Below are 25,650 nucleotides of genomic sequence, written 5' to 3' on the forward strand. Positions count from 1 at the left end.
TCTCAGCCGCGCAGGTTGGTGAAGCGCACCGAATAGATGCGGTCGCGTCCGAGCATGTGCGCGACAAGGTTCGGCCGGTCGAAGAGGCCGGTCATCGCCTTGTGGCGAAGGTCGAGCCCACCCGTCAGGATGCCGAAGGCGGGCATCAGCAGACGGCGGCCGTCCGTCGCAAAACATGGGCGGCGCACCGCCTTTTCGCGGCGGATGACGGTGGCGGCGGGGTGAAGGTGCCCGGCGATCTCGCCGGCGGGCGAGAGGAGTGACGGCTCGTGCCGGAAGACCAGACCCGCATGGTGCAGTTCGTCGGCCGACTGGCCGGGCAGGCCCACCGTGCCGTCCGGGTCGTGATTGCCGTTGATCCAGATCCAGTCGCGCCCGCGCGCCATGTCGGCGATCTTCGTTCGGAAGATATCGGGCAGATGGGCCGAACCGATGCGGTCGTGGAAATTGTCGCCGAGGCTGACGACGATGGCCGGATCGTGCCTGGCGACAACGGCTTCGAGAATTTTCAGCGTCGCCAGCGTATCGTAGGGCGGCAGCATCATACCGCGACGGGCGAAGGCGGCGCCTTTTTCCAGATGCAGGTCCGAGACGACGAGAAGGCGGCTTTCCGGCAGGTAGAGCGCACCGAGCGGATCGCACACCGCCTCGACACCGGCAATGACGGTGCGCGCCGACACGGTGCCGAAATCCTGAATATCCATCGATGCCAGCGCCAGTCTCTGCATGCGCGTCGTGTCGTCCCTAAATACCGGCCTCGCCCATGGCTTCGGCGATCAGGTCCTCGGCCGCTTCCGCCAGCAGAAAATCCTGCGCCTCGCCCGCCACCGGCTCCTTGCCGATTTCCAGCATGATCGGCACGGCGAGCGGCGAAATGCGGTCGAGCCGCCGATGGGTGATGTGGCCTTTGATTCGCGCCAGCATATCGCCCAATCGCTGAATATCCAAAAGCCCCGACGCCGCATCGTCGCGTGTCGCCTCGAGCAGGATATGGTCCGGCTCGTGGCTTCGCAGCACGTCGTAGATGAGATCGGCGGAGACGGTGACCTGCCGGCCGGTCTTTTCCTTGCCCGGATGGCGCTGCTCGATAAGACCGGCAATCACGGCGCAATTGCGGAAGGTGCGCTTGAGCATGAAGCTTTCATCGAGCCAGGCTTCCAGGTCGTCGCCCAGCATGTCCTCGTCGAACAGGTTCTGGAGCGACGGGCGCTCGACGGCGAAGGAATGGCCGAGATCGTCCAGCGCCCAGACGGCGAGCGAATAGTCCGTGGCGACGAAGCCGAGCGGGCGGCGGCCGGCGCGCTCCAGCCGGCGGGTGAGCAGCATGCCGAGCGTCTGGTGCGCCAGCCGTCCCTCGAATGGATAGGCGACCATGTAGTGGCGGCTGCCGCGCGGAAAGGTCTCGATCAGCAGTTCGTCGCGCCTGGGCAGGGCCGAGACGTCGCGCTGCAGGGCCAGCCAGTCGCGCACCTGCTCGGGCAGGGCGCCCCAGCGGTGCGGATCGTCCAGCATGCCGCGCACCTGATCGGCGAGATAGGTGGAGAGCGGGAATTTTCCCCCGGCATAGGCGGGCACCTTCGGGTCGAGCGAGAAGGCCTGGGAGACGAGGCATTCGTTCTCGCGGATGCCCTCGAAACGCAGCACCTTGCCGGAGAACAGGAACGTGTCGCCGGGCGACAGCATCTCGAGGAAATATTCCTCCACCTTGCCGAGCGAGGCTCCGCCCCGGCCGATCGCGCCCCTTGCCCCGCGCTTGACCATGCGCACGTTCAGCATCGGCATTTCGACGATGGTGCCGAGGTTGAGCCGGTATTGCTGGGCAACCCCGGGGTTGGAGACGCGCCAGAGGCCGTCCGCCGTCTTGCGGATGCGGGCATAGCGTTCATAGGTCTTCAGCGCATAGCCGCCAGTCGCGACGAACTGCACGATGCGGCCGAATTTTTCGCGCGTAAGCCCGGTATAGGGTGAGGCGGAGGTGACTTCGGCAAAAAGCGCGTCCTCGTCGAAGGGCGCGGCGCAGGCCATGCCGAGCACATGCTGGGCGAGCACGTCGAGCGTGCCTCTCCCGACCGGCGGCGTATCCTGCGCGCCGAGATAGTTGGCGTCGAGCGCGGCCTGGCACTCCATCACCTCGAAGCGATTGGCGGGCACGAGGATGGCGCGGCTCGGTTCGTCCATGCGGTGGTTGGCGCGCCCGATCCGCTGGGCAAGCCGTGAAGCGCCCTTCGGCGCACCGACATGGATGACGAGATCGACGTCGCCCCAGTCGATGCCGAGATCGAGCGTCGAGGTGGCGACCACGGCGCGCAGACGATTTTCCGCCATGGCCTGTTCGACCTTGCGGCGCTGGCCGACATCGAGCGAGCCGTGGTGCAGCGCGATGGGCAGCGTGTCCTCGTTGATGTTCCAGAGTTCCTGGAAGAGGATTTCCGCCTGGCTTCGCGTGTTGACGAAGAGCAGCGACGTTCTGTGCTGGCCGATCGCCTCATAGACTTCCGGCATCGCATATTTTGCCGAATGGCCGGACCAGGGCACGCGCTCCTTGCTCTTGAGGATGGTGATGATGGGCTTTGCCCCGCCGGGCGCGGTGACGAGGCCCGCGTGATGTTCAGCGCCCGGCGGCTGTTCGACCAGCCAGCGGCGCAGGTCCATGGGCTCGGCGACCGTTGCGGAAAGGCCGATGGTGCTGAGGCTTGGTGCGAGACGGCGCAGGCGCGCAAGCCCAAGCGACAGAAGATGGCCGCGCTTGGAGGTGACGAGCGAGTGCAGTTCGTCGAAGATGACGTATTTCAGGTCCTTGAAGAAGCGCCCCGCCTCGCCGTTGGCGATGAGGAGGGCGACCTGTTCGGGCGTCGTCAGCAGGATGTCGGGCGGATTGAGCCGCTGGCGCTGGCGCTTGGCCTGCGGCGTGTCGCCGGTGCGCGTCTCGATGCTGATGGGCAGATCCATTTCGGAAACCGGCTTCATCAGGTTGCGCTCGATATCGACGGCAAGCGCCTTCAGCGGCGAGATGTAGAGCGTATGGACGCCGGTGAAGGCGGAACCGGGCGGGATCTTTCCGCGATGCGTCAAGTCCGTCAGGGCCGGCAGGAAGCCGGCAAGTGTCTTGCCGGCGCCGGTCGGGGCGATCAGCAGCAGGCTCTCGCCTGATGTGGCGCGGGCGAGCAGCTCCATCTGGTGGGCGCGCGGCTGCCAGCCCTTGGCCGCGAACCAGGCGGCAAAGGATGTGGGCAGGAGGGAAAGGCCAGCGGCAGAATCGATGGTGTTCACGCGCCTAAGCTAGTGACCGGCAACGGAATGTGAAGCTTCCCCGCGAAAATAGGCTCACATCGCAATGTAGCGGTCCGCGCGGTGATTGACCGTGAGGAAGAGGTTGAGCACTACCGCGCCGACGACCGAGCACAGCACGATGAAGGGCGCGGCGACCAGGAAGGCAGCGGCCAGCACCACGAGGTCGAAGGCGAGCTGCACCAGACCGGCGCGCCAGCCGAACCGTTCCTGCAGGTAGACCGCGAGCACTCCGACGCCGCCGAGACTGGCGCGGTGGCGGTAGAGCCCGAGCAGGCCGAAGCCGAGCAGAATGCCGGCGAGCACCGCCGTCCACATCGGATCGATGGTGTCGATACGCAGGAAATGCGGTTGCAGTTCGGTGATGATCGAGGTGAGGGAAACAGCGATGATCGTCTTGATCGTGAAGGCCCGGCCGAGGCGGTTCAGTGCGAGAATGTAGAACGGGATATTCACGACGGTATAGTAGAGGCCGAAGCTCACGCCGGTAAGGTAGTGCAGGATGAAGGCGACGCCGGCGGTGCCGCTTGCCACAAGCCCGGCGCTGCTCATCAGGGCAAGGCCGAGCGCGGCGATCATGCTGCTGGCAAACAGGCCCTGCGCATCTTCCAGCGGCGTATGACGGGTGGGGGTGGGGTTCCAGAAGCCGTAACGCCGCTTGTCGCCGTCCATGCCGATCTCCGATGGTTTTCGTTGTTGTACAGCGCGCCATGGCCGGCGCAAGCGCTATCCCTGACGCCGCGCCAGGAAGAGCAGGCCGTGCACCGGCTGGCCGGCATCCTGCCGGATCACGCTCTTTTCCACGACGACAAGGTCAAATCCGTTCTCCGCCAGCCGACGGCGGATGAAGGCTTCCGGATGGGCGTAGCGTAGCGAGGAGCGCAGGAGCGGCGCATCGCCATCGCCACCGTCCTCGACGGAAAAGGCAAAGAGGCCGCCCGGTTTCGAAACGCGCGCGGCGGTCGGGAAAACCTCGCCGAGATCGCCGAGATACATCAGGACGTCGGCGGCGCTGACGAGATCGGCGCGGGCCTCGGGCGCCGCAGCAAAGAGGCCGCTCTCCTTTGCCGGAAGCGAGAGGTCGGCCTGGGCGAGGTGGTCGTAGACCGCCTTTTCACCGGCTTTGGCCAGCATGCCGCCGGAAAGATCGAAGCCTTCCAGCCGGTCGGCCCTGGCGCGAAATTCGACGCCGAAGAGGCCGGTGCCGCAGCCGATATCGCAGACGAGGCTGAAGCGCGCATCTTCCCCCGCATGGCTGCGCACCAGATGGGCAAGCGTCTGGGGAACGGTATAATCCAGCTTCTTGACGAGTGCTGCGTCGAAGCGGCTGGCATAGTCGTCAAAGAGGCGCTCGACATAGGGCGAAGGGGGCGTTGCCGGCGTCTCGGCAGCGCCGAGGACGGCAAGTTTGAGGCCGGCGCCGAAAATGTCGGTGGGGTCGAGGACTACAACCTTTTCGAGCGCGGCCGCCGCCGCCTCCTTCCGGCCCGATTTTTCCGCATATTCGGCGAGCCGGAACCAGCCGGCCGCCCATGAGGGCATCTGTTCGAGCGCCTGTTCCATGACTTCGGCAGCCTCTGCGAACTCGCCAGATTCCGCGAACATGCGGGCGTAGTCGGCGCGGCGGTCGGCAATGAGATCGCCGGAAGAAAAGTGCGGGCTCGTCATGGGGGCTCGAAAATGGGGGACTGGCGCAGCTACATGGCAGGCGCCACAAAAGGCAAGCGAATTCTCGTCGAACCGCCTTGCTTGCGGCGGGACCGGCAAGGGCCTATCTGGAACGGAAACGAATTTTTGGAGAATCACCGATGTCGAATGGCGTGAACGGGTTCCTTGGCGACACCCCCCTGCGCGTACTCATCAAGCTCCTCATCCTGTCGGTGGCGGTGGGCTTCCTGATGTCGATCTTCGGGCTCTATCCCGACGACATTCTCTTCGCGGTGCGCGATTTCATCGTCAACCTGTGGAACACGGGCTTCAAGACGCTCGGACGCCTCGGCGATTATCTGCTGCTCGGCGCCGTCATCGTCGTGCCGGCCTTCATCCTCATTCGTCTCCTGAGCCATCGCCGGTGATCATGACCTCCCGCCGAACCTTCCTTGCCGCCTCCGCAGCGGCCGTGGCGGCGCTTGCCGCCGGCTGCTCCACCACCAATGTCCTTAGCCCTTCGGCCGGCACCGGCAGCGACCAGACGCCGGCCTCGCTCGCGCTTGTCAACAAAATGAGGGCCGAGCGCGGCTTGCCGGCGCTCGCCATCGACAAGGCGGCGCAGCGTGCCGCGATGGACCAGGCGAGCCGCATGGCGGCGGCCGGCAAGATGGAGCACAATATCGGTTTCGGCTCGAATTTCGCAAAGCGCATGAAGGGCATGGAGGTCGCCTTGCCGGCCGCCGAGAACATCGCGGCCGGGCAGGACAGCGCGGCAGCGGCCTTCGAGGCCTGGTACCGTTCGCCCAAGCACCTGGAAAACATGCTGGGGACGAGTTTCCGGGGGCTTGGCGTTGCCATCGTGTCCAATCCCGCTTCGGGCAACAGGCCGTACTGGGCGATGGTGCTTTCCGGCTGAGGGTGCTTGAGGGGGCCGAGAGACGGAAGGGGAGGACATGAGCGCAACCACGGCAGGAGAGAACGAAGGGGCCGGCCCCTTCGAGGTGACGCATCGGCTGGTGCTGTCGATCGCCATTCCCATGACGCTCGGCTTCCTGACGACGCCGCTGATCGGGCTTACGGACACGGCGGTTGCCGGGCGGCTCGGTTCGGCGGATGCGCTTGCCGGCCTGGCCGTCGGCGCGGTGATCTTCGATCTCCTGCTCGGCAGCTTCAATTTTCTGCGCGCCTCTACGACGGGGCTTGTCGCGCAGGCCTTTGGCCGCGGCGACCGGCGCGAGGAGCAGGCGGTCTACTGGCGCTCGCTGACCATCGCGCTCTGTTGCGGCCTGGCGATAGCGCTGCTGTCGCCGTTGCTGCTTTCCGCCGGCCTCTTCCTGATGGCGCCGACCCCCGGCGTGGCGGCGGTGACCTCCACCTATTTCACGATCCGCGTGCTGTCTGCGCCGATGGCGCTCGGCAACTATGCCCTGCTCGGCTTCGTACTCGGCCGCGGGCAGGGCATGACCGGGTTGATGCTTCAGGCGATCATCAACGGCATCAACATCGTGCTGTCCATCACGCTCGGCCTGTGGCTGGGCTGGGGCATTGCCGGCATCGCCTGGGGCACGGTTGCCGGCGAGACGATCGGCATGCTGGCGGGCCTTGTCATCGTCGTCTCGCGTTTCGAGCGCAAGCACCGGCCGTCCAGGGCGGAGATCTTCGCACGCGAGCGGCTGCGGGCGCTGTTTTCGCTCAATCGCGACATCATGATCCGGACCTTCGTGCTGATCGGCTCCTTCGCCATCATGACGCGCATCGGCTCGTCAATGGGGCCGCTGGTGCTGGCGGCCAATGCGGTGCTGATGAATATCTTCCTCGTCGCGGGCTACTATCTCGACGGCATCGCCAATGCGGCCGAGCAGCTTGTCGGCCGGGCCTTCGGCGCCGCTTTCCGGCCTGCTTTCGACCGGGCGGTCAAGCTCACCATGCTTTGGTCGTTCGGGCTTGGCGCGATCACGACCCTGCTTTTCCTCGCCTTCGGCACCGATGTGGTCGGCCTCCTGACGACGACGGAGAGCGTGCGGAGCGAAGCGGTGAAGTACCTGCCCTGGGCTGCCCTGACGGCGATCACCGGCGCGCTCGCCTTCCAGATGGACGGGGTGTTCATCGGCGCAACCTGGTCATCGGCCATGCGCAACATGATGCTGGCGGCTTTCGTCGGCTATCTCGCTGCGCTTGCCGTTTTCGTCCCGCTCCTCGGCAATCACGGGCTCTGGCTCGCGCTCAATCTCTTCCTGGTGTTCAGGGGGATTTTCCTGGTGCTGCGCCTGCCGGCCCTGGCGCGCCGGGAATTCGGCTAGCCTTTCGGTCGGGCCGGCGTTCGAATCCGGCCCGGCGCGCCGGCATCAGAAGGGCTTGTCCAGCAGGGGGCCGATGATGCGACTGTCGCGCGATTTGCCGGGTATTGGTCTGAGCGGGACGACCCGATCGGGATTTTCCGCGGTCGGGTTCTCCGGCACTGTTCCGGACGGAAGCGTGCTGCGCGCGATATCGGCCTTGCTGGCGCGCTCCAGTTTTTCCTGCGAAGGCGGGGCGCATTGCAAGGCTTCGGCGTCCTCCCTGCTCACCTCCTCCCTGGCGCGCAGCCAGCGCGAATATTCGCGCCCTTCCGGACGGCCTTCTTCCTCCCAGATTTCGTGGGCCCTTTTGCGGATCCGTTCCTCGTCCTTGTTCATGGTATCGTCCCTTCCCGGCCTTTTTGGCCGTTTCTGGCGGGATCGGTGCAGGCTACCGTCGATGTGAACCAGCATTTGCCGACACTCCACCCGCGTGGACGAAACCCCCGCGGGCCGGTTTTGGTTCCCTTGAAACCCTCAGAGCGGCCGGTCGGCCCAATGGGCGGTGCGCGTGCCGCGCAGCGCGCGGATCGAGCTGATCTGTTCGCGATCGCAGATGCGCGAGAGACCGCTGACGATCTCGCCGGGCAGCGTCGGGCCGGCATAGACCATGCAGGAATAGAGCTGGACGAGGTCCGCGCCGGCACGGATCTTCTCCGCCGCCGTGTCCGCCGAGGAGACGCCGCCGACGCCGATGATCGGCAGCCTCTCGCCGACACGCCGGCGCATCTTGGCAAGCACCACGGTCGATTTCTCGAAGAGCGGTTTTCCCGAAAGGCCGCCGGCCTCTACCGCCTGCCGCGTGTCGCGAAGGCCGGCGCGGGACAAGGTCGTGTTGGAAACGATGAGGCCGTCGAGCGGGTGGGCGAGCGCGACTTCGGCAATATCGTCGAGGCCCTCCTCGGTGAGGTCAGGCGCGATCTTCAGGAAGACCGGCACCTGCCGGCCGCTGCGCGCCTGTTCCTCGGCGCGGGCGGCGAGCACGGCCGAAAGCAGCGTGCCGAGGCTTTCCTTGGCCTGCAGGTCGCGCAGGCCCGGCGTGTTGGGCGAGGAAATGTTGGCGGTGAAATAGCGGGCGACGTCGTAGAAGGTGCGGATGCCCGCCACATAGTCCGCGATGCGGTCGTCGCTGTCCTTGTTGGCGCCGATATTCACGCCGATCAGCGCGTCGCGCCGGCAATTCTTCAGGCGTTCCAGCGCGGCTGCATGGCCGGCATTGTTGAAGCCGAGACGGTTGATGACGGCATCGTCCTCCACGAGGCGGAAGATGCGCGGCTTCGGGTTGCCCTCTTGCGGGCGCGGCGTCAGCGTGCCGACTTCGGTAAAGCCGAAGCCGAGGCGAAGAAGCGCTTCCGGCACGTCGGCATTCTTGTCATAGCCGGCGGCAAGGCCGACCGGATTGGGGAAGGCAAGGCCGGCAATGGTCTGCGCAAGGCGCGGATCGGTCTTGGCGGGGCAGGCGGGTACGATGCCGGCCTTCAGCGCGGCGATCGACATGCCGTGGGCGGTTTCGGGATCGAGCAGGAAGAGGCCCTTGCGGCCGAGGGTGGAAAGCAAAGACATCAAAGCGGCATCTCCGGAAACTGGTGGGTGCCGTCCGTCCCGAGCGGCAGGCGCTTTTCCCACAGGACGGCGGATAGCGGGAGGGAGGCATAGAGATGGGGGAAGAGATCGCCGCCGCGGGATGCCTCGTAAAGCAGTTTCTCGCCGAGCGCTTCGCCATCGACCGCAATGAGAAGCAGGTCCGCCTGGCCGGTGAAATGGCGCGCTGCGGTCTCCTTCGCCTGGGCGGCGGTGGAGAAATGGATGTAGCCGTCGGAAAGGTCGATGGAGGCGCCCTCGAAAATCCCCGCATCCTTCGCTTTTTGCCACAGACTTGCCGGAACGATCTTGTAGATTGTCTTGGCCATCTCGTCCGTTTCTCCCTTGCCTGCCGTTTTCAACGGTAGCGCTTGCCGCAAAGAACGGCGAATGTCTACCGGTGACAGGCCCGCAAACCGGCTCTTGGAGGATTTTGCATGCGAATTCATGCCCTGCCCATCACATTCGTCGCGGCCCTCCTGGCAGGGTCCGCCCATGCCGAGGGCGAAGGCCGCTACCGCATGGAAAAGACGGAGACCGGCTTTGTACGCCTCGACACGCTTTCGGGTGAGATTTCGCTGTGCCGGGAGCAGGAGGGGCAGATCGTCTGCCGCATGGCCGCCGACGAGCGCGCCGCCTTCGAACAGGAGCTGGATCTTCTGACCAAGCGTGTCGAAGCCCTCGAAAAAGGCGGTGCAACCGCGCAGACAGGTGCAAAACCTGCACTACCAACGGATGAAGAGATTGACCGGACCATGACCATCATGGAAAAGATGATGCAAAGGTTCATGGGTATCGTGAAAAACTTGGAGGGCGGCGAGGAGGAAACCGCCCCCGAGAAGGAAACGGTGCCGCAAAAGACCTGAGGGTCATCTTGCGCGAGCTTCCGCCTTGCTGCGCGCGAGGACCATACGGGTCTTTGTACTCCGGGGAGGGAGCGCATGGCATCGGCACTCACGATTATCATTGCGGATGACCATCCGCTGTTCCGCGGCGCCCTGAAACAGGCGCTGACCGGAATGGCGGGCAATCCGCACATCGTCGAGGCCGGCGATTTCGAGGCGGCGCGCAAGGCTGCCGTCGCCAATTCGAACGCCGACCTCATGCTGCTCGACCTCGCCATGCCCGGCGTCAGCGGCCTTTCCGGCCTGATCGCGCTTCGGGCCGAATTCCAGAGCCTTCCCGTCGTCATCGTCTCGGCGAGCGACGACCCGGCCACCATCCGCCGCGCACTCGATCTCGGTGCGTCGGGCTTCATCTCCAAATCCGCCTCCATCGACGACATCCGCGAGGGTATCGGCTCGGTGCTCGACGGCAATGTCTATACGCCCGGCGGCTATGTGCGCGGGCCGGAGCATGACGGGGAGGTGGCGGACGTCATCGCGCGCCTGCGAACGCTGACACCGCAGCAATCGCGCGTGCTCGCCATGCTGGCCGAGGGCTTGCTCAACAAGCAGATCGCCTATGAACTCGGCGTCTCCGAGGCGACCATCAAGGCGCATGTCTCGGCGATCCTGCTGAAACTCAACGTCGACAGCCGCACCCAGGCGGTGATCCAGCTCGGCAAGATCGGCAGCGCTCAGGCCGCCGCCTGACCTATTCGGCCGCCTCCCGTGCCACCGTCGAAAGCTGTGTCAGCCAGGCCCGCATCGAGGCGGGGCGGACGGGCTTGTTCTGCACGAGGATGGTGTCGCGCTCGGCTTCGGCGCGCACGTCCGGGGTCCGGTCGGCCGTGACGAGCAGGGCAGGCACGTTGCGGCCGAGCGCGCCGCGCAGTCTGCCGATCGCGGTAATGCCAGTGCCGTCGTCGAGGTGGTAGTCGGCGATGACCGCATCGATGGCCGGTGGACCGCTTGCCACCAGCGCCTCGACCGCCGCCACGGATTCGGCCAGCGTCACCGTGCAGCCCCAGCCGGAAAGCAGCAGGCGCATCCCGTCCAGGATCTTCGGCTCGTTGTCGATGCAGAGAACCCGCAGGCCCTTGAGCGGCTCGTCGCTCGCCGGCGCGGCTGCCGGCTTGTCGGCGACCCGGCGGCAGGCGGCAATGTCGACCGGCACGCGCACCTTGAAGCTGGTGCCGCGGCCGGGCGTCGATTGCAGTTCGACAGGGTGGGAGAGCACGCGTGAAATGCGGTCGACAATGGAAAGGCCGAGACCGAGACCCGGCGCCGTGCGCGCGCCTTCGTCGAGACGGGCGAATTCCTTGAAGACGGTGCGGAACTTGGACGAGGGAATGCCGATGCCCGAATCCAGCACCTGGATCGTGGCATGGGCGCCCCTGCGCCGCACGCCGACGAGAACCTTGCCCGAATTCGTGTATTTGATGGCGTTCGAGACGAGGTTCTGCACGACGCGGCGCAGCAGGTTCGGATCGGTGCGGATGGCGAGCGACGAGGAGAGCACGGTGAATTTCAGGTTCTTCGCCCGCGCCATCGGCGCAAAGTCGGTCTCGATGCGCTTCAGGAGGTCCTTCAGCGGAACCGTCTGCACACGCGGTTTCATCGCGCCGGTATCGAGGCGGGAAATGTCGAGCACGGCGCCGAGGATGGCCTCGACCGATTCCAGCGAGGAATCGATATTGTGCATCATCTCGCGGTTCTCCGTCTCGCCCAGCCGTTCGACGAGCGAGGAGGAATAGAGGCGCGCCGCATTGAGCGGCTGGAGGATGTCGTGGCCGGCGGCGGCGAAGAAGCGCGTCTTGCTGATATTGGCTTCGTCGGCGGCGGCGCGCGCTTCGGCAAGCTCCGTGTTGACGCGGGTCAGCTCGGCGGTGCGTTCCGCCACCCGGTGCTCGAGCGTTTCGTTGACCTGCTTGAGCGCCCGGTCGGAGGCCACGCGATCGGTGATATCCGTATAGGTGGAGACGAACCCCTTTTCCGGCATGGCATTGGTGCGCACCTCGACGATGCGCTCGCCGCCGGACAGCACCAGCGCGAAGGCTTCGTCGAAGGTCATGGTGCGGGCGATCGCCGCCTCGCGGTCCTTCTCCTCGATGTCGCCGCGCTCGATGAGGATGTCCACGATGTCGGCGAGCGGGAAGCCGACCTGGCCGACATATTCCGGGAGGTCGAGGAGCTGGCGGAAGCGGCGATTCCAGACCGTAAGATTGCCTTCGCTGTCGAAGACGGCAATCCCCTGATCCATTTGGCCGAGCGCGGTCTGCAGCATGTCCTGATTGTATTGCAACGCCTCGCTGGCCTGATCGAGCAGCCAGTCCGTATCCGTCGGTGTGTCGTCGATGCGCTGGAGCACGAGCGAGAGCACGAGGCGGGCGGAGGAGGAGCCGATGGCGCTGCCGAGCAACTGCTCGGAGAAGTGCACGATGGCAGCGTCCGCCGGCGCATTGTCCTCCAGCCAGCGGCCGACCTGCCGCTCATAGGTGTGGAAGGAGCGCTGCATGCGTTCCTCGCCGAGATATTTGGCGATGGTGGATTTCAGATCCTTCACTGTGACCTTCGTCCGCCGGCCGCGGAAGGCGCGCTCGAGACGCGGCTTCGAGCGGATGAAGGTGCCGGCCTGCAGGCGCTCCAGCGAGGTCGGGTTGCGGGTGAGCGAGCCGATCACATAGGCGCCGACATTGACCATCATGGCAAGAAGGGTGGCGTTGACCAGTGGATCGGCCGCCTCGCCCGTGAAGATGGTGGCGCCGGGGAAGAGGAAGCCGAGCACGGTTTCGGCGACATAGGCATTGTCGGCGACGCCGATGCTCGGCAGGAAAAGCAGGTAGGCCCAGACCACCAGGCCGCAGATCATGCCCGCCATGGCGCCCCGGGCGTTGGCATTGCGCCAGAAAAGGCCGCCGAGGAGGGAGGGTGCAACCTGCGCCGCCGCCGCGAAGGCGAGCAGGCCCATCGAGGCGAGGCCGGCATTGGCCGTTGCCGCGCGATAATAGGCATAGCCGAGCAGGAGCACGAAGAAGATCGCCAGCCGCCGGATGCGCAGCAGGATGCGCGAGAGATCGTCCTGCTGCTCGACGCCGCCGATCAGGTTGCGGCGCAGCACGACCGGGATGACGATGTCGTTCGACACCATGATGGAAAGCGCCACCGAAGCGACGATGACCATGGCGGTGGCGGCGGAAAAGCCACCGATAAAGGCGATCAGCGTCAGGACCGGCTGGTCGAGCGCGAAGGGCAGGGTCAGCACGTAGAGGTCGCCATCGCCCTGGCCGTTGAATGTCATGACGCCGCCGATGGCGACCGGCAGGACGAAGAGGTTGATGGCGATGAGGTAGAGCGGAAAGAGGATGCCCGCCATGCGCAGTTCGCCGGCCGTCCGGTTCTCCACCACCGTCACATGGAACTGGCGCGGCAGCATGACGATGGCGAAGGCCGAGAGCACGATGAGCAGGATCCAGCGCGCGATCGGCGTCTCGTAGGTCAGCGACTGCATGACGCGCTCGTTTTGCGAGGCGCGCTGCCAGAGGTCGCCGGGCCCGTCGAACATAAAGTAGATGACATAGATGCCGACCGAGGCGATGGCGACGAGCTTGACCAGCGATTCCATCGAGATGGCGAGGATCAGGCCGTCCTGATGCTCGGTCGCGTCGGTGTGGCGGGTGCCGAAGACGATGGCGAAACAGGCAAGGAAGAGCGTGACGACCAGCGGCAGGTCGATGATGCCGCCCGGGGCGGTAAGGCCCAAGCTGGTCGTATCCACCAGGGCGGCGACGGAACTCGAAACGGCTTTCAGCTGGAGGGCGATATAGGGGATGTAGCCGATCAGCGAGATGAGCGCGACGACGGCGGCAACGCCCGGATTCTTGCCGTAGCGGGCGGCGATGAAGTCGGCGATCGAGGTGAGGCGTTCGGCTTTTGCCAGTGTCACGATGCGGCGGATCAGCGGCATGCCGAGCGTGAACATCAGGATCGGGCCGATATAGATGCCGGCGAATTCCAGGCCGTGGGTGGTGGCCAGGCCCACGCCGCCGAAATAGGTCCAGGAGGTGCAGTAGATCGCAAGGCTGAGCGCATAGACGAGCGGCCGGCCCTTCGAGACGCGCTCGGAACGCCGTGCTTTGCGGTCGCCATAACTTGCGACCGCGAAGAGCAGGAGCAGATAGGCGAGCGCCAAGGCGAATATCAGCGAGCCCGGCATGCTTCCTCCCGCAGTCCTTCGGCCTTTTCCGGCAGTGTAGGCCAAAGCGTTGCGGAAGCAAATTACGTCTATGGTCGGGGGGCGGAACCTCCGGTGTGTAAACCCCTATATATTGATGGATCGCAGTTTCCTCGCAGCGGAAACTGCACTAGGTTGCATTCGCGTCGCAGCAACAGGAGACCTTCATGCTCAATGAGTTCAAGGCGTTTATCGCCCGCGGCAATGTTATGGACCTCGCCGTGGGTGTCATCATTGGTGCAGCCTTCAACAAGATTGTCGAATCCATCGTAAATGACCTCGTCATGCCCGTTGTCGGTGCCTTGACCGGGGGTGGTTTCGACTTTTCCAACTACTTCATCGCGCTTTCGAGCAATGTGACGGCCACGTCGCTCGCGGCCGCCCGTGAACAGGGCGCGGTCTTCGCCTACGGCAACTTCATCACTGTTCTCATCAACTTCCTCATCCTCGCCTGGATCATCTTCCTGATGATCAAGGGCGTGAACCGCATGCGTGCGTCGCTGGAGAAGGAGAAGGCTGCCGAGGCCGCTCCGCCGCCGGAAGACGTGCAGCTCCTCATCGAAATCCGCGACCTCCTCAAGAGCCGCCCGGCGGTTTGAGATTTGGTTTCGAATGCAAAAAAGGCCCGGGAAACCGGGCCTTTTTACATGGTGGACGTTGCGGTCAGGCCGTCGCGCCAGCCGTCTTCGTCTGGTGGATTTCGAGAAGGCTCGGGCCCTTGCGTGCGCCCGCCTGCTCCAATGCGGCCGGAAGGTCGCGCACGTCGGCGAGGCGTTCGGAGGGCACGCCATAGGCCGCGCCAATGGCGATGAAGTCCGGCGCGGAGGGCTTGACCCCTTCCGGCGTGATGCCGGCATCCACCATGTAGTTCTCGATCTCCTGATAGCCGTCATTGTTCCAGACGAGGAAGATGACGCGGGCGTCCGCATCCGCCGCCGAACCGATTTCGGATAGCGAGAATTGCAGGCCGCCGTCGCCGACGAGGCAGACGATCGGCGCATCCGGCTCGGCAAGCGCCGCACCGATGGCGGCCGGCGGGGCGAAGCCGAGCGCGCCATAGCCCGTCGCGGCGTTGAACCAGCTGCGGGGACGGGGCGCTGCGCAATAGTAGTTGCCGGCATAGACGGCCTGGGTCGAATCGCCGACGATGATCGCATCGGGCAGCGTGCGCCAGATCGCGTCGATGACACCGACCTCCGCCTTCATCTTCGGCGTCAGCTCGTTCCAGGCGCCCTTGCGCGCGCTTTCGGCGCGGGCCGCGCCATTGCCGATCGGCTTGTGGCCTTCGAGGAAACCGAGCATGCCGGCCGCTGCCGTCTTGGCGCTGGAAAAGATCGACAGGCCGGATTGCGGCGTGCGGGCGAGCTGGGCTGCATCGATATCGATGCGGATCAGCGTCTTCAGCCGTGGGAAGCCGCCGTCGACATTGATGTCGTAGTCCGTCGGGCCGAATTCCGTGCCGAAGGCGACGACGAGGTCGGCATCGGAGAGCAGGCGCCGCACGGATTTCATGCTGGGGCTGGCGGGCACGCAGAGCGGACTTCCGGCGAGCATGCCGCGGGCGTTGACCGTGGTGACGACCGGCGCGCCGATGCGTTCGGCAAGCTCGCGGATTTCTTCTTCCGCCGTGATCGCGCCGCCGCCGGCAAGGATGACCGGGCGTGAGGCATTGGTGCAGAGGATCGCGGCGCGCTGCAGGGTTTCCGCATCGGCACGCGGGCGGGTCGCGGCGGCAGCCGTGAAGCTGGCGGTCTCGATGGGTTTGGCCATCACGTCGGTCGGGATTTCGATATGCACCGGGCCGGGGCGGCCGGACAGCAATACGGCAAAGGCGCGCTCGACGACGAGCGGCAGGTCGGTGGGGTTGAGCAGCGTGTGCGAATAGAGCGCCAGCGTCTTCATCATGCCCTGCTGGTCCGGCAGTTCATGCAGCAGGCCGTGGCCATGGCCGAGCGAATCGCGCCTGTTGACGCCGGAGATCACCAGCATCGGCACGGAATCCTGCCTTGCCTGCGCCATCGCGGTGATGGTGTTGGTGAGGCCGGGGCCGGTGATGACGAGCGCGACGCCCGGCTTGCCCGAGACGCGGGCATAGCCGTCCGCCATGAAACCGGCGCCCTGTTCGTGGCGCGGCGTGATGTGGCGGATCTTCGAGGCGGCAAGGCCACGGTAAAGCTCGACCGTGTGCACGCCCGGAATGCCGAACACGACCTCGACGCCGTTGGCCTCCAGCAGGTCAACGAGAACTTCTCCGACAGTCTTGGTGGTCATGCACGGCGCTCCTTAGGGGCTACGGTTCGCGCGGCGAGCGCAGCGATGCGCCGGCAGGCCTCGTCGATATGGGCATCGGGTACGGTCAGGCTCAGGCGGATGTAACCTTCCGCCGCATTGCCAAAGGCAGAACCGGGCATGACGGCGACGAGTTCCTCGCGCAGCAGCGCCCAGGCGAATTCCTCGCCGCTCATGCCGGTGTCTGAAACGTCGATGACGATGAACATGCCGGCCTCCGGCGGCAGCGGCACGAGGCCGGGCGCGCGCGACAGGGTCTCGGCGAAGCGGGCGGCGCGCGCCTTGTAACTCTGGCGCATGATGGCGGCGGTCGCAATTGGATTGTCGAGCGCATAGGCGGTCATGTCGGCGATGAAGGGCTGGCCGCCGAAGAGCATGGTCTCGGAAACCGCGAGCAGGCGCGTGCAGAATTCCGCGGGGCCGATTGCCCAGCCGCTGCGAAAGCCTGGCGCGGCATGGGATTTGGAGATGGAGGAGACGACGATGGTGCGCTCGGCAAGGTCCGGATTGTCGAAGGGCGAGGCGAAAACGCCGCGGAAGACGAGCTGTTCATACACCTCGTCGCAGACGATCCAGAGGTCGTGTTTGCGGCAGACCGCGCCGATCTCGGCGATTTCCTCTGCACTCAGCACCGCGCCGGTCGGATTGTGCGGCGTGTTGAGCAGCAGCGCGCGACATTCAGGCGTGATCGCCGCTTCAAGATCGGCGGCCTTCATGTGGAAGCCGTTTTCCGGCCGCAGCGGAACCGTGATGCAGTCGGCGCCCGTCGAGCGGATGACGCCCTCGTAGCTGGCATAGAGCGGGTCGCCGACCAGCACCGCGTCGCCCGCCTCGACAAGCCCGAGCATGACGGCGAAGAGGGCGGTCTGGGTGCCGGGGAAGCAGAGCACGTTCTCGGCGGTCACGTCGCTGCGGCGCTTCTGGTACTTGCGCACCAGCGCCTCCACGACGGGCGGCTCGCCCCGGCCGTTGGAATAGCGGTAGCGGCCGGCATGCATGGCGCGCACGGCCTCGGCCAGCAGTGTCGGGTCCGGCGGCACGTCCGGCTCGCCGATGGTCAGCTCGATGACCGGCTGGCCTTGCGCCTTCATGTGCCGGGCTTCTGCATGAATGGCCCATTTCTCCGAGCCGAGACTTTGAAGCCGTTCTGTGATGGATGCGTAGCGCATGGCCGTCCTCCGCATGGGAATGTCGTATCGTTTATTCGCCGGCGCTCACGCGTCGGCGGGTCTGAGGCTTAGTCCGAGCAGTGTTTCGATCGAGGTCAGTGCGATCTCGACCAGTTCGCTTTCGCCGAAAAGTTCGCCGGCAAGGCAGCCTTCGAGCCAAAGGCCGTCGAGCAGGCCGTTGATGGCGATGGCAAGCCGCCGGCAATGCTCGGGCGAGGCATCCGCGCCGCGCTCGGCGAGGAAATCGGCAAGCAGGGCTTCCAGCGCGTTGCGAAAGCTCAGATACCCTTCGCGGTGGATCGCGGCGAGTTCGGGATCGACGCTGACACGGCTGATGAACGAGGCCCAGAGCGACAGGCTGCGGCTATTGGCGACCGGTTCCGTCAGGTTGATGACGATGAAGTCGCGCAGCCGGGTTTCCGGGTCGCCCGTCACCCGCTCGGCCTTTTCGGTGAGCCGCCCGATGACGATCCGGTAGGCCTCCTGGAGGATATGCTCCTTGGACTGGAAATAGTGCCGGATGAGGCCCGCCGTGACGCCTGCCTTGATGGCGATCTGCCGGACCGTCGCGCCCTCGAGCCCATATTCGGCGATGCAGTCGAGCGTCGCCTCGATCAGGTCGTGGCGGCGTTCGGCTTCAGGGGCGCGATGGAAGGTCCGGCGGGCCATTTCTTCCTCCTCTGGTTTCTACGCAATTCCAGCAAAACCGCTACGCACTCTTGCTGGAATTGCTCATGCCGCGCGGCGCAGCACCGGCCGCGTCAGGCAGGTCGGGCCGCCCTCGCAGGCGATGCACAACGCATCGGCCTCGAATGTCTCGACGGTGCAGCCTGCCGCTTCCATCGCCGCCTTGGTGGCCGGGAAGCCTTCCACCATGATGACCTCGTTGGGGCGGGTGGGCAGCACGTTGAGCGACAGGCCGTTGCTGGCGTGGAATTCGTCGGCCGGCGCCTCAATGAGACGGATGCCGCGCTTCTTGAGCAACTGGTAGAAGGCGGCCGGCAGCAGGGGTGCGAAGACGAGCGCAAGATCCTCGGCAAGCGGGCTCATCACGCTCATCAGGTGAAGGCAGGCTTCCTCTCCCTGCCAGAGCGGCAGGTCATAGGCGAGAACTGTGACGCCGTGGGGGGCGAGGATTGCGGAAATCTGGTCGATGCCTTCCTGGTTAGTGCGCACGCCGCGGCCGATGACCAGCGTCTTGGCGTCGAGCCAGATGCAGTCGCCGCCTTCGACGGTGCCTTCGCCGGAAATGCGGCCGAGGATCGGAATCTGGCGCTCGGCATAGGCCTTTTCGTGCAGGGCGGTTTCGGCGACGCGCAGCGGCTTGCCCATGCGCAAGAGGATCGCGCCGTGGTCGGACATCAGCGACGGGTCGTGGGTGAACATGGCGTCGGCAAGGCCGTCGCCCTCGTCTTCGAGCCAGATGATCTCGGTACCGGATTTTTCGACCAGGTCGGTGAAGGCCTTGTACTGGTGAACCGCGCGGGCGCCATCGAAGGTCGGGCCGTAGTGCCATTTGGCCGGATCAGCGGCCTTCAGGCTGGCGCCGGGACGGCGCATCAGAACGCGCAACAGGGGGGCCGACATTTCCTGCGAACCGTAGGCGGTCATTCGATGCTCCTCAAGGAAAATGGATCGTGGGCGGGCGCTGGCGGAAAAGTCAGCGACGCATTTATTATACGCTTGAATAATTTCTTCACAAGTGCCACGATGCTTTTCACAAGACGAGACGACGGGCCGAAGATGCCCGCGGGGACGCTGAAAACTGGGGAGTTTGGCATGATCCATGCATCGATTTTCCGTGCGCTGGAAGTCTGTCCACGATGACGGAACGCGCCGAGGCTATCGCGGTCAGGGAGCTCTACAAGCGCTTCGGGCCACTCGAAGTTCTCAAGGGCGTATCGCTGACCGCGCATGAGGGAGACGTCATCGCCATCATCGGCGGTTCGGGTTCCGGCAAGTCGACTTTCCTGCGCTGCATCAACATGCTGGAGCTGCCCAGCGCCGGGACGGTGACGATCCACGGCGAGACGATCGCCATGAAGAAGGACGGCCATGGCGGCATGGTGCCTTCGGATCGCAGGCAGGTTCAGCGCATCCGCTCCCGCCTCGGCATGGTGTTCCAGAGCTTCAATCTCTGGCAGCACATGACCATTCTCGAAAACGTCATCGAAGCGCCGGTGCATGTGCTCGGCGTCCGGAAGGACGAGGCCGTGGGCCGGGCCGAAACCCTGCTGCGCCGCGTCGGGCTCTACGAGAAGCGCGACGCCTATCCGGCCTTCCTGTCCGGCGGCCAGCAGCAGCGCGCCGCCATTGCCCGCGCGCTCGCCATCCAGCCCCATGTCATGCTCTTCGACGAACCGACCTCGGCGCTTGACCCGGAACTGGTGGGCGAGGTGCTCTCCGTCATCGGCGACCTCGCCAAGGAAAAGCGCACGATGATCCTCGTCACGCACGAGATGAAGTTCGCGCGCAACGTCGCCAGCCACGTCGTGTTCCTTGCGGACGGCGTCATCGAGGAACAGGGCCCGCCGGAGGAGATCTTCGGCTCACCGAAATCGGAGCGGCTGAAGAAATTCATCAGCTCCATCCACTGAGAAGCAAGAAACCAACAGAGGGAAGATCATGAAGAGTGCCTTGAAGACAATCGCCCTTGCCGCTGCGATCGGCCTAGCCGCCGTCTCCGGCGCCGCGGCACAGCAGGTCCGCGTCGGTTTTGCCGCCGAGCCCTATCCGCCCTTCACCTCGCCGGACGCCTCGGGCAACTGGGAAGGCTGGGAAGTGGACTTCATGAAGGCGATGTGCGCCGAAGCCAAGCTCGACTGCGTCATCACGCCCGTCGCCTGGGACGGCATCATCCCGGCGCTGACCTCCAACAAGATCGACGCGATCATCGGCTCCATGTCCATCACGGCGGAGCGCCTTGAGACGATCGACTTCTCCGACAAGTACTACAACACGCCGACCGGGGTGATCGGGCCGAAGGGCGTCGCCTTCGATGCCACGCCGGAAGGGCTGAAGGGCAAGACGATCGGTGTCCAGGTCGCGACCATCCACCAGGTCTATGCCAACAAGTATTTCGGCGAGAACGGTGCGACCGTAAAGGAATACCAGACCCAGGACGAGGCGAACAACGACCTTGCCGCCGGCCGCGTCGATGCGGTGCAGGCCGATTCCATCGCGCTCGACGCCTTCCTCTCATCCGAACAGGGCGCTGCCTGCTGCGAGAAGAAGGGCAATGTGAAGGACGATCCGGATATTCTCGGCCTTGGCGTCGGTGTCGGCCTGCGCAAGGGCGATACGGAACTGAAGGACAAGATCAACGCCGCGATCAAGGCGATCCGCGCCAACGGCACCTATGACGAGTTCTCGAAGAAGTATTTCGACTTCGACGTCTATGGCGGCTGATCGCCTGCTTCTGCCTGATGCCGGCGGCCTCTGCCGCCGGCACTTCTTTCCAAACGGATGCGAGACCCCATGGCCGATGCCGGATCGCTGATCAACTGGAGCCTGCTTGCGCTCTCGCCGCCCGGCTGGGGCGGCGTCCTTCTGGCGGGCCTCTGGAATTCCATCCAGATCGCAGTCGGCGGCTATGCGCTCGGCCTTGCGCTCGGCACCGGCGGCGCGATGGGCAAGCTCTATGGCGGCCCGGTCACGAAGGATCTGCTGGAGGTCTATACGACGCTGGTGCGGGCGGTTCCCGAACTCGTCCTGATCCTCATTCTCTATTATGCCGGCACGGACGTGCTGAACCAGCTCTCGGCGCTCCTTGGCTTCGGACCTGTCGATATCAGCGGTCTGGCGGCGGGGATTTTCGTCATCGGCGTCGTGCAGGGCGCCTATTCGACGGAGGTGCTGCGCGGGGCGATCAAGGCGGTGCCGGCCGGGCAGATCGAAGCGGCGCGCGCCTATGGCATGTCGCCGGTGCAGGTCATGCGCCGCATCACGCTGCCGGCCATGCTGCCGCATGCCATTCCCGGTCTTTCCAATCTCTGGCTGATCGCCACCAAGGATACCGCGCTGCTCGCCGTCGTCGGCTTCAGCGAACTGACGCTGGTGACGCGCCAGGCTGCCGGCGCCACCAAGGCCTATCTGCTCTTCTTCTGCGCGGCGGGCGCGCTCTATCTGACGATCACGCTGGTCTCCAACGTGCTGATCGGCTTCATCGAGCGCCACTACCGGCGCGGCATGGTGGAGACCTCCCGATGAGCGAGCAGACCGTCTCCGCCCTCGCACTCAACGAGCTGCCGTCGAAGGCGAGTTTCTTCAAGCCGCACCGCATCGTGCTGATGGCGATCGCCGCCATTCTCGTCTTCTGCATCGTCTGGTTCATGCGCTGGGACTGGGTGCCGAAATATTCGGGCCGCCTCGTCTATGGCGTCGGCGTCACGCTTCTGCTGCTCTTCACCACCGCCATCCTCGGCTTCCTCCTGGCGGTGCCGATCGGCCTCGTACAGGTGACGGGGCCGTGGCCGCTGAAGATGCTGGCGCGGATCTTCTGCACGGTGATCCGCGGCACGCCGCTGCTGCTCCAGCTCTGGCTGCTCTATTACGGTCTGGGCTCGCTGTTTCCGCAGTTCCCGGAAATCCGCAACTCGTTTCTCTGGCCCTATCTGCGCGAGGCGTGGCCCTATGGCGCGGCGGCGCTGACCATTTCCTTCGCCGCCTACGAGGGGGAGGTGATGCGGGGCGCCTTTGCGGGCGTTCCGTCTGGGGAGCTGGAAGCAGCCCGCGCCTATGGCATGAGCCCTTTCACGGTGTTCCGCCGCATCTGGCTGCCGCGCGCCGTGCATCGGGCGCTGCCGACCCTGACCGGAGAGACGGTGCTGCAGCTCAAGGCGACGCCGCTCGTCGCCACGATCACTGTGATCGATGTCTATGCCGTCATTTCCAAGGTGCGGCAGGAAACCTTCATCACCTATGAGCCGCTGCTGCTGCTGGCCCTCATCTATCTCTGCCTGACCGCCGTTCTGGTGGTCGGCTTCCGCTACTTCGAAAGCAAGATCCCGACGCGTGGTGCCTGATATGACGATTCACACGACCCTCAAGAACTCCATGCCGGAAATGGTGGCGATCCGCCGCGACCTGCACGAACACCCCGAACTTGGCCTTGAGGAGGTGCGCACCTCGGATGTCATTGCCCGCCATCTGGAAGGCTATGGCTACAAGGTCACGCGCGGCCTTGCCAAAACCGGCCTCGTCGCAACGCTGACGAACGGCACCAGCCGCAAGTCGATCGGCATTCGCGCCGATATCGACGCGCTGCCTATTCAGGAAGAGACCGGGCTGGCCTATGCCAGCAAGACGCCGGGCAAGATGCATGCCTGCGGCCATGACGGACACACGGCCATGCTGCTCGGCGCGGCCAGGGCGATTGCCGAACGGCGCAATTTCGACGGCACCGTGCACCTGATCTTCCAGCCAGCGGAGGAAAATTTCGGCGGCGCCAGGATCATGGTGGAGGAGGGGCTGTTCGACCGGTTCCCCTGCGATGCCGTTTTCGCGCTTCACAACGAGCCGGGCCTGCCCTTTGGCCAGTTCGCGCTTCGCGAAGGGCCGATCATGGCGGCGGTCGATGAGGCGCGTATTACCGTCAACGGCGTCGGTGGCCACGGCGCGGAACCGCAGGAAACCCTGGATCCAATCGTCTGTGGCGCGTCGATCGTCATGGCGCTGCAGACCATCGTCTCGCGCAATATCCATCCGCTCGACCCGACGGTGGTGACGGTCGGCTCGTTCCATTCGGGTTCGGCGAGCAACATCATCCCGAGCCGCGCGGAGATCGTCGTCGGCATCCGGTCCTTCGATGCAGGTGTGCGCGACGAGCTGGAGCGGCGCATCCGCCTCGTCGCCGAGCGGCAGGCGGAAAGCTACGGCATGAGCGCGACGGTGAACTACCAGCGCTTCTATGACGCGACGGTCAACCACAAGGCCGAGACCGACCTCGTGCGCGAGCTTGCCACCCGCTTTGCCGGTGCCGAAAAGGTGGTGGACCTCGAACGCCCCTTCATGGGCAGCGAGGATTTTGCCTATATGCTCAAGGAGCGGCCGGGCACCTATTTCTTCCTCGGGGGCAAGAGCGGCGAGAACGACAGGTCGCTGCACCACCCCGGCTACAATTTCAACGACGATCTCCTGCCGGTCGGCGCCGCCTTCTGGACGGAGCTTGCCGAGCACTATCTGCGTTCTGCCTGAAAGCGGCGCGGAGCGTGAATCATATCCGCCATTCTGGCGATGAGAGGCGGGTCAGCGACCCGCCTCGCGTGATCAGGCGTCATGGTTTCGTCACAATTGAAATCACGCGGCAGGTCGTTTTGTGACTGTTTTTTGACATGTCACACATTCGTGAAACTCTTGAAATCCTCCTTTTTTCATATACCGCCACAATTCCTAACGTTGTGCGTGCGCCTGGCTGATTCTGGCTGGATTCGCACATCGCCTTTTCGGGTCTTCGAAAATTATTAATTAAAATCAATATGTTGGTGCGGCGTTTTTTACATCCATAAAACCGTCCACGTGGACGGTTTTTGCATTTTTGAGCCGTTCTTGCCGCTCGGCCGAAAGCCGATTTCCACTGTTCAACAAACGTTGACAGCTGTTTCCAATTGCAGACCCTTGCGTCCCACAAATTGAGGGACCATCTTTAATTCACGAAAGCGGACCAACCCGCTTCCGGAAATCAACCCAAGGGAATGACGATGTCGGAACTGTTGAAGCAAAGAGAGCTGTGAGCGCCCGAACTGGCACGCCCCGGCAATCCGAGCACGACCACACCGCCGTTTCTACCGACAGAGATAGGAAAGGAATACGACAATGACAAAGACCCTGAATGCTACCTTCGCCGCAGCTCTCGTTGCTGCATCCGTCTTCGGCGCATCCGCAGCCTTCGCTGGCGGTGACTATTACGTCGGTGGCTCGCCGGACGCCGTGAAGACCCATACGAACGTCGACATGGTCCGCACGAGCAGCATCGGCAACAACAAGCACTTCGTCATGCAGGGCCAGTCCGCCGAAGCTCAGCCCTATGACCGTGGTGACTATCGCTCGGTCGCACCGGGCAACGTCAACTAACCCCCCGTTAACCCCGTAGAGCGTTGGCCGGCCAACATAGCGCTGGCCAACCCCTTCAGTGCTGGCTGGCCGGCGTAAAGCCGGCCGACCGACTGACCTCCCAAGACTTGAACCAAGGATTATGACCATGACCAAGACCCTCACCACCACCTTCGCCGCTGCTCTCATCGCGGCTTCCACCATCGGCGCCTCCGCAGCCTTTGCCGGCGGCGACTACTATGTCGGCGGCGCACCGGCCCCCGTACAGAGCCAGTCGAGCATCGACACGGTCCGCACCAACAGCATCGGCGACAACGGCACGACGCAGGTCGCCCAGCCCTATGATCGCGGCGACTACCGCTCGGTTGCACCCGGCAACGCCAGCTAACGCTCGCCAGCCGCTGGCCTCTCAACAGACCTCCCAAGACTTGAACCAAGGATTACGACCATGACCAAGACCCTTACCACCACCTTCGCCGCCGCCCTCGTCGCAGCTTCCGCCTTCGGCGCCTCCGCAGCCTTTGCCGGCGGCGACTACTATGTCGGCGGTGCGCCGGCCCCCGTGCAGAGCCAGTCGAGCATCGACACGGTCCGCACGAACAGCATCGGCGACAAGGTCACGACGCAGGTCGCCCAGCCCTACGATCGCGGCGACTACCGCTCGGTTGCGCCGGTCAACGGCAACTAATCATTCGCTCGGCCAGCGAGATGCTGGCCAGCCATCCACCTCCCAAGACTTGAGCCAAGGAATACGACCATGACCAAGACCCTCACCACCACCTTCGCCGCCGCCCTCGTCGCAGCTTCCGCCTTTGGCGCCTCCGCAGCCTTTGCCGGCGGCGACTACTATGTCGGCGGTGCGCCGGCTCCCGTGCAGAGCCAGACGAAGGTCGACTCGTTCCGCACCAACAGCATTGGCGACAAGGTCACGGCGCAGGTCGCCCAGCCGCACGATCGCGGTGACTATCGCTCGGTTGCCCCCGTTAACGGCAACTGAGTGCTGGCGCCAGAAATGGCGTCTCTCGAAGCTCCCGGTTGCCCCACCGGGAGCTTCATCCGTTTTGAGGTTTTTCTGGAAGTGCAAAATGCCGCACGCGGGCGATTGTCGCGGTGCGGCAACGTGAATGCCTGAGCAGAATTGACCTTTGCCTGTTTCGGGCCACATTCTTAGG

Annotated in this window: 27 protein-coding genes; 15 read left to right on the forward strand and 12 right to left on the reverse strand. The window is 64.7% G+C overall.

What is annotated here, in order from left to right; translation table 11 throughout:
• Positions 1-2 precede the first annotated feature (2 nt).
• From pdeM to WA950_RS02415, 4 genes are read right to left on the reverse strand one after another with little or no spacing between them, the layout of a single operon-like run.
• Positions 3-728, reverse strand: a complete 726-nt coding sequence (gene pdeM / locus WA950_RS02400; protein WP_424550084.1) for a ligase-associated DNA damage response endonuclease PdeM — start codon at positions 726-728, stop codon at positions 3-5.
• A gap of 16 nt (positions 729-744) precedes the next feature.
• Entirely contained in the window at positions 745-3,270 is a 2,526-nt protein-coding gene (locus tag WA950_RS02405) for a ligase-associated DNA damage response DEXH box helicase (protein WP_424550085.1), read from the reverse strand.
• A gap of 54 nt (positions 3,271-3,324) precedes the next feature.
• Positions 3,325-3,960 (reverse strand): YitT family protein, encoded by a 636-nt coding sequence (locus WA950_RS02410; protein WP_424550086.1) that lies wholly within the window; start codon positions 3,958-3,960, stop codon positions 3,325-3,327.
• A 54-nt stretch (positions 3,961-4,014) separates the two neighbouring features.
• Entirely contained in the window at positions 4,015-4,956 is a 942-nt protein-coding gene (locus WA950_RS02415; protein WP_424550087.1) for a methyltransferase domain-containing protein, read from the reverse strand.
• A 140-nt stretch (positions 4,957-5,096) separates the two neighbouring features.
• On the opposite strand from WA950_RS02415, the gene WA950_RS02420 reads away from it, so the two are divergent.
• The 3 genes from WA950_RS02420 to WA950_RS02430 are packed head-to-tail and all read left to right on the forward strand — an operon-like array spanning position 5,097 to position 7,238.
• Complete coding sequence (locus tag WA950_RS02420) at positions 5,097-5,363, forward strand: DUF6460 domain-containing protein (protein WP_424550088.1); 267 nt, start codon at positions 5,097-5,099, stop codon at positions 5,361-5,363.
• Between the two features lie 2 nt (positions 5,364-5,365).
• Positions 5,366-5,854, forward strand: coding sequence for a CAP domain-containing protein (locus WA950_RS02425; protein ID WP_424550089.1), 489 nt, complete (start codon positions 5,366-5,368; stop codon positions 5,852-5,854).
• Positions 5,855-5,891: 37 nt separating this feature from the next.
• Complete coding sequence (locus WA950_RS02430) at positions 5,892-7,238, forward strand: MATE family efflux transporter (RefSeq protein WP_424550090.1); 1,347 nt, start codon at positions 5,892-5,894, stop codon at positions 7,236-7,238.
• Positions 7,239-7,283: 45 nt separating this feature from the next.
• On the opposite strand, the gene WA950_RS02435 is transcribed toward WA950_RS02430, so the two are convergent.
• The 3 genes from WA950_RS02435 to WA950_RS02445 all read right to left on the reverse strand — a co-directional run bounded on the left by WA950_RS02435 (position 7,284) and on the right by WA950_RS02445 (position 9,184).
• Positions 7,284-7,613, reverse strand: coding sequence for a DUF2934 domain-containing protein (locus tag WA950_RS02435; RefSeq protein ID WP_424550091.1), 330 nt, complete (start codon positions 7,611-7,613; stop codon positions 7,284-7,286).
• A 138-nt stretch (positions 7,614-7,751) separates the two neighbouring features.
• Positions 7,752-8,837, reverse strand: a complete 1,086-nt coding sequence (locus WA950_RS02440) for a quinone-dependent dihydroorotate dehydrogenase (RefSeq protein ID WP_424550092.1) — start codon at positions 8,835-8,837, stop codon at positions 7,752-7,754.
• Positions 8,837-9,184, reverse strand: a complete 348-nt coding sequence (locus WA950_RS02445; RefSeq protein ID WP_424550093.1) for a DUF952 domain-containing protein — start codon at positions 9,182-9,184, stop codon at positions 8,837-8,839. Before WA950_RS02445 ends, WA950_RS02440 begins: the two co-directional genes overlap by 1 nt.
• Before the next feature lie 108 nt (positions 9,185-9,292).
• Between WA950_RS02445 and WA950_RS02450 the strand changes: the two genes are divergently transcribed.
• Positions 9,293-9,721, forward strand: coding sequence for a hypothetical protein (locus tag WA950_RS02450; protein ID WP_424550094.1), 429 nt, complete (start codon positions 9,293-9,295; stop codon positions 9,719-9,721).
• Between the two features lie 75 nt (positions 9,722-9,796).
• Positions 9,797-10,450, forward strand: a complete 654-nt coding sequence (locus tag WA950_RS02455; protein ID WP_424550095.1) for a response regulator — start codon at positions 9,797-9,799, stop codon at positions 10,448-10,450.
• Between the two features lies 1 nt (position 10,451).
• Here the strand turns inward: WA950_RS02455 and WA950_RS02460 are convergent, their stop codons facing one another.
• Positions 10,452-13,952 carry a hybrid sensor histidine kinase/response regulator gene (locus tag WA950_RS02460; protein WP_424550096.1) on the reverse strand — a complete coding sequence of 1,167 codons (3,501 nt, stop codon included), beginning with the start codon at positions 13,950-13,952 and terminating at the stop codon, positions 10,452-10,454.
• Positions 13,953-14,137: 185 nt separating this feature from the next.
• On the opposite strand from WA950_RS02460, the gene mscL reads away from it, so the two are divergent.
• Positions 14,138-14,569, forward strand: a complete 432-nt coding sequence (gene mscL / locus WA950_RS02465; protein ID WP_424550097.1) for a large conductance mechanosensitive channel protein MscL — start codon at positions 14,138-14,140, stop codon at positions 14,567-14,569.
• 64 nt (positions 14,570-14,633) lie between these two features.
• Here mscL and WA950_RS02470 read toward each other — a convergent pair whose 3' ends face one another.
• From WA950_RS02470 to WA950_RS02485, 4 genes are all read right to left on the reverse strand, one after another.
• A complete protein-coding gene (locus WA950_RS02470) occupies positions 14,634-16,241 on the reverse strand; it encodes a 5-guanidino-2-oxopentanoate decarboxylase (RefSeq protein ID WP_424550098.1) in 1,608 nt (535 codons plus the stop codon).
• Positions 16,238-17,428, reverse strand: coding sequence for a pyridoxal phosphate-dependent aminotransferase (locus tag WA950_RS02475; RefSeq protein ID WP_424550099.1), 1,191 nt, complete (start codon positions 17,426-17,428; stop codon positions 16,238-16,240). Before WA950_RS02475 ends, WA950_RS02470 begins: the two co-directional genes overlap by 4 nt.
• A 45-nt stretch (positions 17,429-17,473) precedes the next feature.
• Complete coding sequence (locus WA950_RS02480; protein ID WP_424550100.1) at positions 17,474-18,097, reverse strand: TetR family transcriptional regulator C-terminal domain-containing protein; 624 nt, start codon at positions 18,095-18,097, stop codon at positions 17,474-17,476.
• Between the two features lie 63 nt (positions 18,098-18,160).
• On the reverse strand, positions 18,161-19,039 hold the full coding sequence (locus WA950_RS02485; RefSeq protein ID WP_424550101.1) for a dimethylarginine dimethylaminohydrolase family protein: 879 nt from the start codon (positions 19,037-19,039) through the stop codon (positions 18,161-18,163).
• A 212-nt stretch (positions 19,040-19,251) separates the two neighbouring features.
• Between WA950_RS02485 and WA950_RS02490 the strand changes: the two genes are divergently transcribed.
• From WA950_RS02490 to WA950_RS02530, 9 genes are all read left to right on the forward strand, one after another.
• Positions 19,252-20,025, forward strand: a complete 774-nt coding sequence (locus WA950_RS02490) for an ABC transporter ATP-binding protein (RefSeq protein WP_424550102.1) — start codon at positions 19,252-19,254, stop codon at positions 20,023-20,025.
• 28 nt (positions 20,026-20,053) lie between these two features.
• Positions 20,054-20,836, forward strand: coding sequence for a transporter substrate-binding domain-containing protein (locus WA950_RS02495; RefSeq protein ID WP_424550103.1), 783 nt, complete (start codon positions 20,054-20,056; stop codon positions 20,834-20,836).
• Between the two features lie 69 nt (positions 20,837-20,905).
• Positions 20,906-21,637, forward strand: coding sequence for an ABC transporter permease (locus WA950_RS02500; protein WP_424550104.1), 732 nt, complete (start codon positions 20,906-20,908; stop codon positions 21,635-21,637).
• Positions 21,634-22,452, forward strand: coding sequence for an ABC transporter permease subunit (locus tag WA950_RS02505; protein ID WP_424550105.1), 819 nt, complete (start codon positions 21,634-21,636; stop codon positions 22,450-22,452). The genes WA950_RS02500 and WA950_RS02505 overlap by 4 nt, the downstream gene beginning before the upstream one ends.
• A gap of 1 nt (position 22,453) precedes the next feature.
• On the forward strand, positions 22,454-23,623 hold the full coding sequence (locus WA950_RS02510) for a M20 aminoacylase family protein (protein WP_424550106.1): 1,170 nt from the start codon (positions 22,454-22,456) through the stop codon (positions 23,621-23,623).
• A gap of 618 nt (positions 23,624-24,241) precedes the next feature.
• Entirely contained in the window at positions 24,242-24,499 is a 258-nt protein-coding gene (locus tag WA950_RS02515) for a hypothetical protein (RefSeq protein ID WP_424550107.1), read from the forward strand.
• Between the two features lie 127 nt (positions 24,500-24,626).
• On the forward strand, positions 24,627-24,866 hold the full coding sequence (locus WA950_RS02520) for a hypothetical protein (protein WP_424550108.1): 240 nt from the start codon (positions 24,627-24,629) through the stop codon (positions 24,864-24,866).
• 60 nt (positions 24,867-24,926) lie between these two features.
• Positions 24,927-25,166 carry a hypothetical protein gene (locus WA950_RS02525; protein ID WP_424550109.1) on the forward strand — a complete coding sequence of 80 codons (240 nt, stop codon included), beginning with the start codon at positions 24,927-24,929 and terminating at the stop codon, positions 25,164-25,166.
• A 69-nt stretch (positions 25,167-25,235) separates the two neighbouring features.
• The gene (locus WA950_RS02530; protein ID WP_424550110.1) at positions 25,236-25,475 is read left to right on the forward strand and encodes a hypothetical protein; all 240 of its coding nucleotides are present in this window, start codon (positions 25,236-25,238) and stop codon (positions 25,473-25,475) included.
• Positions 25,476-25,650: the final 175 nt, after the last annotated feature.

The organism is Shinella sp. (assembly GCF_049651085.1).
In the GTDB taxonomy this organism is placed as follows: Bacteria; Pseudomonadota; Alphaproteobacteria; order Rhizobiales; family Rhizobiaceae; genus Shinella.